This window comes from Streptomyces sp. WAC05292 (assembly GCF_003949955.1).
Taxonomy (GTDB): Bacteria; Actinomycetota; Actinomycetes; order Streptomycetales; family Streptomycetaceae; genus Streptomyces; species Streptomyces globosus.
Genome location: NZ_RPSE01000240.1, coordinates 1 through 9,405 on the forward strand (window position 1 = coordinate 1; position 9,405 = coordinate 9,405).

Here is a 9,405-nt window from a genome sequence, read left to right on the forward strand (position 1 = left end):
GCTCGGGGTGCTGGGGGCAGGGCTGCTGGTGCTGCCGGGGGTCCTCGGGCCGGTGCCCGCCGGGACCGTGGCGGCGGTGGCCGCCGCGCTCGCCTGCTGGTGCCTGCTCGTCGCCGCCGCGGGCGGCACGGACCGCCGCGGGCCGACCGCGTTCGTCCGGGACCGGCTCGGCCCGCGCGCGGTCCGCGCGGCCACCGCGCTGTACTTCGGCGGCTTCGCCACCGGCCAGGCGGCCGTCGCCCTCGCGGCGGGCGGCTACGCCGCGGCAGCGCTCGCCCCGGGCGGCGACTCCGGCCGGCGGGCCCACGTGGTGGCCGCCGCCGTGCTGGCCGCGGCCGCCTGCCGCGCCTGGCTCGGTCCGCGGGGCCCCTCGCCCGCCGCCCGGCGGCTGCGGCTCGCCGCCGTCGCCGCGGTGGCCGCGGCCTGGTGGGGCTTCGGCGGGCCGTTGCCCGGTTCCGGCGCCACCGGGTGGTGGGCCGCCGCGGCGGCCGTGCCGCTGCTGTTCGGCTGGGTCGGGCTCGAAGGGGCCGTGCCGTCCGCGGCCCGCCCCCGGGTGCTGGTCGGCGCCCTGCTCGGGCTGGCCGCCGCCGCTGCCCTGTACGCCGTACTGACCGCCCCGCCCGGCCCGTCCGCGCCGGAGCCGCATCCCGTCGCGGCAGCCTTCCTCGGTGCGGCCGCGGCCGGGCTGTGCTGGTCGTACTGCGGGACCAACCTCCGTGCCGCCGCCGCCCGTTGGACCGAGCTCGGCGGTAGCCGCTCCCGCCGCGGCGGCGTCCTCGCCGCCGCCGCCCTCGCCCTCGCCTTCCTCGCCGGCGGCACCGCCGCCGGCCTGCCCGCCGCCTTTCTGCTCGCCGGCCCCGGTGCCGCTACCGCGGCCCTGTACTGCCTCATCGCCGTGGCGGCCCTGCGCCGCCCCCGTCCCAAGGAGCACACCGCATGACCACCGCCCCGCAGACCTCACCCGCCACCGCCTCCAAGGTGCTGCGCGTACCGCCCGCCGACCCGGCGGCCGCGGCCGCCCACTTCCACCGCCGCTTCACCTTCGAGGCCGACGTCGCCGACGTCCACGCCGACATCGAGTCCGGCGCCCCCGGCTTCGTCCTCGTCGACAGCCGCAGCGCCGAAGCCTGGGCCCAGGGCCGCATCCCCGGCGCCGTGCACCTGCCCACCGACGAGATCCCGGCCCGCGCCGCCGACGCCGTACCGCCCGGCAGCACCGTCGTCACCTACTGCTGGGGCCCCGGCTGCAACGGCGCGACCCGCGCCGCCCACGCCTTCGCCACCGCCGGCTACCGGGTCAAGGAGATGCTCGGCGGCTACGAGTACTGGTCCCGCGAGGGCTTCCCCGTCGAGGACTCCGCCGGGCTGCGCCGCTCCGCCCCCGACCCGCTGACCGCCCCCGCCGCCGAAGGCGCCGCCTGCGGCTGCTGACGCGCCGGGCGGGCGCCGGACGTCAGAGCAGCCCCTGCTCGACGGCCCGCTGCCCCAGCTGGAACCGGCTGTGCGCGTCCAGCCTCTCCATCAACTCGGAGATCAGCCGCCGCTCGCTGCGCAGGGAGATCCCCAGCCGGCGGGCGGCGGCCTCGTCGGTGTAGCCCTGCGCCAGCAGCCGCAGCAGTTCGCGCGGCTGCGAGCCCGGATCGTCCAGGCTCCGCCGCGGAGGCTCCCCGAACGGCAGCGCCGTCTCCCACACCGAGTCGAACAGGGCGCAGAACGCGGCGACGGCCCCCGGCTCCCGCAGCAGCACCGCGCCCAGCGCGCTGTCCGCGGGGTCGATCGGCAGCAGCGCGAACTCCCGGTCGGCGATGACCATCCGCATCGGCAGCGACGGCACCGTCCTCACCTCGCCGCCCCGTTCGGTCAGCCAGCGCGCGTGCTCCAGGCTGGCCGGGTCGTTGCGGATGGCGTCCTGGTAGACGGTGCGGATCTTCACGCCGCGCGCGATGAGCTCCTCGGTGATCGGCTCGCTGGCCCTGAACTGGGCCGCGGGCACGGGCCCTCCGGGGTGGAAGCTGATCGACTCGCGGCGGGTGCGGGACGACACCTCGCTCAGCTTGGCCCGCACGGCCTCGACCCCCAGGAACCGCTCCGCCTCGTGCGCGGGCGGCGCCGGATGCAGCTCGGCGTACTGCGACAGCAGCGCACTCGCCGCGGCCTGGCTCTCGGCGAGCGCCCGGTGCCGCTGGGCGATCTCCGCCTGCTGGTGCGCGAGCAGCGAGTCCAGGGCCGCCTTCGGGTTGACCACGCGCAGCCGTCCGTCACTGCGCCAGGAGGGCGCCAGCAGCGACAGCCGGGTCAGCTCCTCCAGGTCGCCGCGTACGTCGTCCTCCGGCCGGCCCAGTTCGGCGGCGGCGGCACCGACGGCGAGATCCGGCCGTTTGAGGATGAGCCGGTAGAGCGCGTCCGAGCGCTCGGTCAGCCCGAGAGAAACCAACAAAGGGAGCCCCCCAGCTCGCGGTTCGGAGCGGCAGCACGGCTGTTGCACCGACAACGCTGGCGGCAGGATGCGCGGCCCTCCGAGGGCCGATCATGCACCCAGGATTGTCCATACCAGCCATGGCCCGCACAAACACCGTCCATCACGCGGACAGCACCGCCGGACATACCGTCACCCATCGGCGCGGCGCGGCGGAACGGGCCGCTGGCAGAGATGTGTCAGAGCGCTTTGTGCCACCGCCGAACCGGCGACAGCGGCCCGTCCGCTCGACACGATGGCGGCACGCCGGGGCACAGGATCCGGCCAACCGCCCTCATCCCCACGGTCCGATAAGAGGCATCGACACCATGCGCCGCACGCTCGCCACCCTCGCCACCGCCACCGCCGCCGCCCTGATCGCCGTCGCCGGCGTGAACGGCACCGGCCGGGCCTCCGCACCGCAATCCCCCGCGGACCCGGCCCACCGCGTGGTCGCCGAGCCCGGCTGGTCGGCCCCCGCGCCGCGCGACCCGGGCTGGTCCTGACCACACGAAAGCGCCCCGCGCGGTCGAAACCGCGCGGGGCGCTCCCCGGCCGTAGGCCATGTCGGACTCGAACCGACAACCAACGGATTAAAAGTCCGCTGCTCTGCCAATTGAGCTAATGGCCCTCACTGCCCACCCCAGAGCATAGCCGGACCGCGCCGGTCAGCCGATCGGGTATCGACCGACCGGCCCCGTCGGATGCGGCAAGGGATGCCCGGGGACGGCCCCTTGAGGCGCTGCGGAACCGGGACAGGGCCCCCGCGGCGGTGCCGTGGGGGCCCTGTCGGGCGTTCTTCAGTGCCGGGGATCAGCCGTTGCGCTTCCAGCGCGGCTTGTCGTCGCGGCGGCCGCCGAAGGAGCCGGACGGGCGGTTGTCGTCGCGGCGGCCGTACGGGCGGTCGCCGCCGCCGGAGCGGAAGCCGCCGGAGGGGCGGTCGTCCCGGCGGAAGCCGCCGCGGTCGTCACGGCGGTCACCGCGGTCGTCGCGGCGGAAGCCGCCACGGTCGCCACCGCGGTCGCCCCGGTCGTCGCGGCGGAAGCCGCCACGGTCGCCGCCGCGGTCACCGCGGTCGTCGCGGTTGAACGACGGGCGGTCATCCCGGCGGAAGCCGCCACGGTCGCCACCGCGGTCGCCCCGGTCGTCGCGGCGGAAGCCGCCACGGTCGCCACCGCGGTCGCCCCGGTCGTCGCGGCGGAAGCCGCCACGGTCGCCGCCGCGGTCACCGCGGTCGTCGCGGTTGAAGGACGGGCGGTCATCCCGGCGGAAGCCGCCACGGTCGCCACCGCGGTCGCCCCGGTCGTCACGACGGAACCCACCGCGGTCACCGCGGTCGTCGCGGTTGAACGACGGGCGGTCGTCACGGCGGAAACCGCCACGGTCCCCACCGCGGTCGCCCCGGTCGTCACGGCGGAAGCCGCCACGGTCGCCACCGCGGTCACCGCGGTCACCGCGGTCGTCGCGGCGCTCGGTGCGCTCCCGGCGCTCCTCGGCCGCCGCGGCGGCGGCGACCTGTGCGGCCACCTCGGCCTGGGCGGCCTCGGCCGCCTCGGCGATCGCGGTGTCCGGGTCCTCGCCGCGCTCGCGGGCGGAGCGGGCGACGAGGCGGTCGGCCTCCTCGCGCAGCTCTGCGGCGCGGCGGGTCATCTGCTCCAGGCGGCGGGTCAGCTCGGCGACCTCGCGCTCGGCCTGCTTGGCGGCGTTGTTCGCGGAGTCGGCCTGGACCTCGGTCAGCGAGCGGGCGCCGGTGATCTCGGCGACCTCCGGGTCGAAGGCGCCGGCGCCCTGGACGATGTGGCGCGAGGCCTCGACGCCGGCGTCCTCCATGAGGCGGAAGATCTGGCGGCGCTGGTGCGGCAGGGCCAGGGAGACGACGACGCCGGACTTGCCGGCGCGGGCGGTGCGGCCCGAGCGGTGCAGGTAGTCCTTGTGGTCGCCGGCCGGGTCCACGTTCAGGACCAGGTCGATGCCGTCGACGTGGATGCCGCGGGCGGCGACGTCGGTGGCGACGAGGGCGTTGACGTAGCCGTCCTTGAAGTCGGCGAGGACGCGGGTACGGGCGCCCTGCGTCATGCCGCCGTGCAGCGCGTCCGCCTTCACGCCGGCCTCGACGAGCTGCTCGGCGATGCGGTCGGCGCCCAGCTGGGTGCGGACGAAGATGATGGTGCGGCCCTTGCGGGCGGCGATGGCGGCCGTGACGGGCGCCTTGTCCTTCGGCTTCACGACGAGGACGTGGTGCGACATGGTCGTGACGTTGCCCTGGGCGCTGTCGACCTCGTGGCTGACCGGGTCGGTGAGGTAGCGCTTGACCAGGGTGGAGATCTCGTTCTCCATGGTGGCGGAGAACAGCATGCGCTGGCCGCCGGCCGGGACCTGGTCCAGGAGCTCGGTGACCTCGGGCAGGAAGCCCAGGTCGGACATCTGGTCGGCCTCGTCGAGGACCGCGACCTGGACGTTCTCCAGGGAGCAGGCGCCGCGGTTGATGATGTCGCGCAGGCGGCCCGGGGTGGCGACGAGGATGTCGACGCCGCGCTCCAGGGCGTAGATCTGGTTGCCCATGCTGGTGCCGCCGCAGACGACCTTCATCTTCAGGCCGAGGACGTCGCCGTAGGGCTGGAGGGCGTCCGCGACCTGCATCGCGAGCTCGCGGGTCGGGGTGAGGATGACCGCGCGGGGCTTCTTCTTGTCGGTCGTGCCGCCCGCCAGGCGGGCCAGGGTCGGCAGGCCGAAGGAGAGGGTCTTGCCGGAGCCGGTGCGGCCGCGGCCGAGGATGTCCTTGCCGGCCAGGGCGTCCGGGATGGTCGCGGCCTGGATCGGGAACGGGACGGTGACACCGTTCTGGGCGAGCTTGCGGACGACGCCCTCGGGCAGGCCGAGGTCGGCGAAGGTGATCTCGGGCTCGTCGGACTCGGCGTCGCGGTCGCCCGCCACGTCGGCCTCGAGCGCCTCGATGATCTCGTCCGCCTCGGCGGCCTCCATGGCCTCCGTCACCACGAGGGCCTCGACGGCGTCCACGATCTCGTGGGAGTCGTTCTCGGGCATGACGGCACGGTCAGAACTGGAAATGGACATGCGAAATGCGAAACCTTCCGGAGTCTCGGCACGCGCCCAAACTCCGTGAATCGCAATTCGACCGCCTCAATGCGGTCAGCCACGGCTAGGGAGAAACGCGCCACGCGGCGCGCTTCGGATCGGCGCCGGGTCCGGGCGGCTTCGGCCGCCTGCTTGCGGCCCGGCGAAGCGGACGGCCCCGGCTTCGCGGCGTCCCCGCCGACGCTCATGCAGCCCGCCGTGGCCGCGACCGCGAGCGCGGTGACGGCCAGGCGGAGGGAAGCGGACAACTGGCGCACGGTGCACCTCCGGGTGGGCGGTCAGAGTCCGCGGTGAGCGGGTCGATGTGCCCAACTCCCTTTGCCCCGCAAGGGACACGCCCCGGACGGACACCCGCCGGGAACCGGCCGCCGCCGGCGCCGCGGCCCGCCGGCGGCCCGCAGTCCCGCGCCCGCGCCTCCCTCAGCACCACAGCCGGGCCGCCGCCAGCACCGCCCCGGTCAGCAGCCCGAGCAGCAGGCAGGCGGCCGCGTTCACCGCGAACGTCCCCCACGGGAACACCGATTCGTGCCGTGCCTGCACCGCCCGGTCCACGAGGTACCGCAGCGGCGCCCCGACGGCCGCACCCGCCACCACCAGCAGCCAGTTCACCCGCGTCCCCCGCGCACCGCGCGCCGCGTCACCGAGGCCGCCGCCCACACCGCACCGAGCGCCGCCGCGAGCGTGCCCCCGGCGTACGCCAGCGCACGCCCCGGCTCGCCCGCCGCCCACAGCCGGGCGAAGTCCCCCGCGTACGTGGAGAACGTGGTGAACCCGCCGAGCACACCGGTCCCGGCGAACGGCCGCAGCAGCGGGTGCGGCGCCGTCCGCCCGCCCTCGGCGATCAGGACCATCAGCACCCCGATCAGCGCACTGCCGGCCGCGTTCGTCCAGAACACCGCCCACGGGAAGCCCGCTGGAGACGCCGGCCACAGCAGCGCCAGCCCGTACCGGGCCGACGCCCCCAGGGCGCCGCCCGCCGCCACCGCCGCGAGGACCGGCCCCAGCGGCTCGGCGCGCTGCGCCGGCACGTGCAGGTCGACGTCCGGGTCGACCGGGCCGACCGGGTGGACCCGGCCGGAGCCCTCCCCGGCCCGACCGCTCACCCGTAGCCCAGGGCGTGCAGCCGGGCGTCGTCGATGCCGAAGTGGTGGGCGATCTCGTGGACCACGGTGATCTCCGTCTCCGCGATCACGTCCTCCCGGTCCTCGCACATCCGCAGCGTCGGGTTGCGGTAGATGGTGATCCGGTCCGGCAGCACGCCCGCGTACCACTCGCCGCGCTCCGTCAGCGGAGTCCCCTCGTAGAGGCCGAGCAGCTCCGGGTCCTCCGCCGGCGGCTCGTCCTCGACGAACACCGCCACGTTGTCCATCAGCCGCGTCAGCTCCGGCGGGATGCGGTCCAGGGCCTCGGCGACGAGCTCTTCGAACTCCTCGCGTGTCATCTCCAGCACCCGGTCATTGTCCCTCCGCACCGGGCGCACGCAGCCTGCCGGGGGAAACCGTTTTGGCGTTACCTCCCCGCATCCCATATGCTTCTCACGTCCCCGACGCGCTGGAAAGCGCCCCGGCGGGCCTTTAGCCCTCATCGTCTAGTGGCCCAGGACGCCGCCCTTTCAAGGCGGTAGCACGGGTTCGAATCCCGTTGGGGGTACGCATTACCGTGTGCAAGACTTGTCTCGCACACTGCATGGTCCTGTGGAGCAGTTGGTTAGCTCGCCACCCTGTCAAGGTGGAGGTCGCGGGTTCAAGTCCCGTCAGGATCGCTGAGGCCGGAAACGGTCTCGTGGCTGGGTAGCTCAGTTGGTACGAGCGATCGCCTGAAAAGCGATAGGTCGCCGGTTCGACCCCGGCCCCAGCCACAAAAGGAAGGCCCCGTCCATCGGACGGGGCCTTCCGCGTCATTCCCGCGCCTGCGCCGGCTCCGGCGCGTCGTCCCCGGCATCCGCGCCCGGGCCGCGGCGCAGGCGGCGCACCAGCACCAGCGCGAGGGCCCCCGCCGCGGCCGCGCCGAGCAGCACCGCGTCCGGCACCGCGCCCGCGATCTCCCGCACCCGCTGCTCCACCGCGAACGAATCCTCCACGTCCAGCAGCCCCGGCAGCGCGCTCGCCCCGTCGTACGCCAGGAACAGCGCCCCCAGCAGGACGAAGAACAGCCCCGAGAGCAGCGACGTGCTGTGCACCTCCAGCCGCCCCAGGCGGAGGGGCCGGCCGCGCAGCCAGCGCCGCCGCCCCAGGTCGAAGCGCTCCCACAGCAGGGCCAGCGCGAAGAGCGGCACGGCCATCCCCAGCGCGTACACCGCGAGCAGCAGGCCCCCGTAGACCGGGCTGCCGCCGACGGCCGCCACCGTCAGGACGCTCCCCAGGATGGGCCCGGCGCAGAAGCCGGCCAGCCCGTACACGGCGCCCAGCGCGTACACCGACAGCGCGGTCGTCGGCCGGATCCGCCCCGACAGCTCCGAGAGCCGCCGCGGCGCGAAGCCCTTGCCGAGGACCTGGGCGACCCCCAGCGCGATGATCAGCCAGCCGCCCGCCAGGACGAGGGCGTCCCGGTGGCCGTGGAAGAACCGGCCGGCCGTCGAGGAGGCCGCGCCGAGGGGCACGAGGGTCGTCGCGAGGCCCGCGTAGAAGATCCCGGTCCGCGCCAGCAGCCGGGACCGGGAGTCGATCGAGTACGCGAAGAACGCCGGCAGCAGCAGCGCACTGCACGGGCTGAGCAGCGCCAGCAGCCCGCCGAGCAGGGCGGCCAGGTAGCCGATGCCCGTCACCGGGCCGCCTCCGCCTTCGCCCCGTCGATCACCGCGGCGAAGGTGCCGTACGGCTGGGCGCCGGCGATCGGGCGGCCGTTCACCAGGAAGGACGGGGTCGAGGCGACACCGATGCGGCTCCCCTCCTCCCGGTCCCGGGCCAGCGCCGCCGCCGCGGCCTCCCCGGCCATGTCCCGGGAGAAGCGCTCCAGGTCGGGGACGCCTGCCTCGCGGGCCAGCTCCAGCAGGCGCTCCGCACCGAAGCCCTTCTCCTTGGCACCGGGCGCGTACGCGGCGGCGTGGAACTGCTGGAAGCGGTCCTGCTGCCCGGCGGCCCAGGCGGCCTTCGCCGCGGCCTCGGACTCCTCGCCGAAGATCGGGAAGTTGCGCCACTCGATGCGCAGCGTGCCGTCCTCGACGTACTTGCGGATCAGCTCGGGCTCGGTGTCCCGGGCGAACTTGCCGCAGTAGCCGCACTTGAAGTCGGAGTACTCGATCAGTACGACCGGGGCGTCCTGCCGGCCGACGGCGAGCCGGTCTCCGGCCTCGCGGCGGGCGAGCTTCAGCAGCTCGGCGCGGGCGCCGGAGTCCTCGGACCGCGGCTGCGACACGGCGCCGCCGCCCCGTGCCGGGCGGTCCTCGGGCGCGTTGGCCTGCCAGGAGGCCAGCCCCAGCGCGGCCGCGGCGAGGACGACGCCCGCGCAGGCCAGCAGCGTCTTGCCGGTGGAGCGGGAGGAGGGTCGGGAAGGACGGGAGGAGGAAGGCATGCGGGTGCTCCGGACGAGGTGGTGGAAAAGGAGGACGGCAGTCCGGCCGCTCGGGCCGGGCGGGCGCCCTCCTACACCCGCATCACGGAGAGCTCCACGGGCCCGGGAGCGGGCCGGTCCGGGGCACGCGCCCCGCCCGGCGGCCCGGACGCGGCGCAGGCGGCGGGAGCCCCGCAGCCGGGAACGGAACGGGCACAGACGGCGAGGACGTGCTCGGCCTGCGCGCCGGCGCGGGCCGGCACGGCCGGCGCCCGCTCGGGCCCGCCGGACCCCGGCCCACACCGCGGCCCCCGCCCGACACCACCGCCATCGACCCACCGCCCCGCGGCGGAGGCCTGTACGGC

Annotated in this window: 9 protein-coding genes, 4 tRNA genes and 1 pseudogene; 6 read left to right on the plus strand and 8 right to left on the minus strand. The window is 75.6% G+C overall.

The window, feature by feature from the left end:
- Together EF903_RS34230 and EF903_RS22070 are read left to right on the plus strand one after the other, a co-directional pair.
- A partial coding sequence (locus EF903_RS34230; protein WP_185902765.1) for a hypothetical protein occupies positions 1 to 940 on the plus strand: 940 nt, incomplete at its 5' end.
- A complete protein-coding gene (locus tag EF903_RS22070; protein WP_125545797.1) occupies positions 937 to 1,431 on the plus strand; it encodes a rhodanese-like domain-containing protein in 495 nt (164 codons plus the stop codon). The genes EF903_RS34230 and EF903_RS22070, both read left to right, overlap by 4 nt.
- A 22-nt stretch (positions 1,432 to 1,453) precedes the next feature.
- Here the strand turns inward: EF903_RS22070 and EF903_RS22075 are convergent, their stop codons facing one another.
- The gene (locus EF903_RS22075) at positions 1,454 to 2,437 is read right to left on the minus strand and encodes a helix-turn-helix transcriptional regulator (protein WP_125545799.1); all 984 of its coding nucleotides are present in this window, start codon (positions 2,435 to 2,437) and stop codon (positions 1,454 to 1,456) included.
- A gap of 347 nt (positions 2,438 to 2,784) precedes the next feature.
- On the opposite strand from EF903_RS22075, the gene EF903_RS34235 reads away from it, so the two are divergent.
- A complete protein-coding gene (locus EF903_RS34235; protein WP_185902766.1) occupies positions 2,785 to 2,961 on the plus strand; it encodes a hypothetical protein in 177 nt (58 codons plus the stop codon).
- 52 nt (positions 2,962 to 3,013) lie between these two features.
- Here EF903_RS34235 and EF903_RS22080 read toward each other — a convergent pair.
- The 5 genes and pseudogenes from EF903_RS22080 to EF903_RS22100 all read right to left on the minus strand — a co-directional run bounded on the left by EF903_RS22080 (position 3,014) and on the right by EF903_RS22100 (position 7,001).
- A tRNA-Lys gene (locus tag EF903_RS22080) sits at positions 3,014 to 3,086 on the minus strand.
- A gap of 182 nt (positions 3,087 to 3,268) precedes the next feature.
- On the minus strand, positions 3,269 to 5,530 hold the full coding sequence (locus tag EF903_RS22085) for a DEAD/DEAH box helicase (protein ID WP_125545801.1): 2,262 nt from the start codon (positions 5,528 to 5,530) through the stop codon (positions 3,269 to 3,271).
- Between the two features lie 456 nt (positions 5,531 to 5,986).
- Positions 5,987 to 6,160, minus strand: a pseudogene (locus EF903_RS22090) (fluoride efflux transporter FluC); the annotation flags it as partial.
- Positions 6,157 to 6,654 (minus strand): CrcB family protein, encoded by a 498-nt coding sequence (locus tag EF903_RS22095; RefSeq protein ID WP_125545803.1) that lies wholly within the window; start codon positions 6,652 to 6,654, stop codon positions 6,157 to 6,159. The gene EF903_RS22095 and the pseudogene EF903_RS22090, both read right to left, overlap by 4 nt.
- Positions 6,651 to 7,001 (minus strand): metallopeptidase family protein, encoded by a 351-nt coding sequence (locus EF903_RS22100; protein WP_185902767.1) that lies wholly within the window; start codon positions 6,999 to 7,001, stop codon positions 6,651 to 6,653. The genes EF903_RS22095 and EF903_RS22100 overlap by 4 nt, the downstream gene beginning before the upstream one ends.
- A 127-nt stretch (positions 7,002 to 7,128) precedes the next feature.
- Here EF903_RS22100 and EF903_RS22105 point away from each other — a divergent pair.
- From EF903_RS22105 to EF903_RS22115, 3 genes are all read left to right on the plus strand, one after another.
- Positions 7,129 to 7,201 (plus strand) — tRNA-Glu (locus EF903_RS22105).
- A gap of 38 nt (positions 7,202 to 7,239) precedes the next feature.
- Positions 7,240 to 7,313: transfer RNA gene (locus tag EF903_RS22110), tRNA-Asp, on the plus strand.
- 22 nt (positions 7,314 to 7,335) lie between these two features.
- A tRNA-Phe gene (locus EF903_RS22115) sits at positions 7,336 to 7,409 on the plus strand.
- 39 nt (positions 7,410 to 7,448) lie between these two features.
- Here EF903_RS22115 and EF903_RS22120 read toward each other — a convergent pair.
- Together EF903_RS22120 and EF903_RS22125 are read right to left on the minus strand one after the other, a co-directional pair.
- Entirely contained in the window at positions 7,449 to 8,315 is an 867-nt protein-coding gene (locus EF903_RS22120; protein ID WP_125545805.1) for a cytochrome c biogenesis CcdA family protein, read from the minus strand.
- A complete protein-coding gene (locus EF903_RS22125; RefSeq protein ID WP_125545807.1) occupies positions 8,312 to 9,061 on the minus strand; it encodes a thioredoxin domain-containing protein in 750 nt (249 codons plus the stop codon). Before EF903_RS22125 ends, EF903_RS22120 begins: the two co-directional genes overlap by 4 nt.
- Positions 9,062 to 9,405 lie beyond the last annotated feature (344 nt).

Bases quoted from the DNA above. Each gene is read 5' to 3' on its own strand.
- EF903_RS22125 (WP_125545807.1), bottom strand. From the start codon at position 9,061: ATGCCTTCCTCCTCCCGTCCTTCCCGACCCTCCTCCCGCTCCACCGGC.
- EF903_RS22070 (WP_125545797.1), top strand. From the start codon at position 937: ATGACCACCGCCCCGCAGACCTCACCCGCCACCGCCTCCAAGGTGCTG.
- EF903_RS22085 (WP_125545801.1), bottom strand. From the start codon at position 5,530: ATGTCCATTTCCAGTTCTGACCGTGCCGTCATGCCCGAGAACGACTCC.
- EF903_RS34235 (WP_185902766.1), top strand. From the start codon at position 2,785: ATGCGCCGCACGCTCGCCACCCTCGCCACCGCCACCGCCGCCGCCCTG.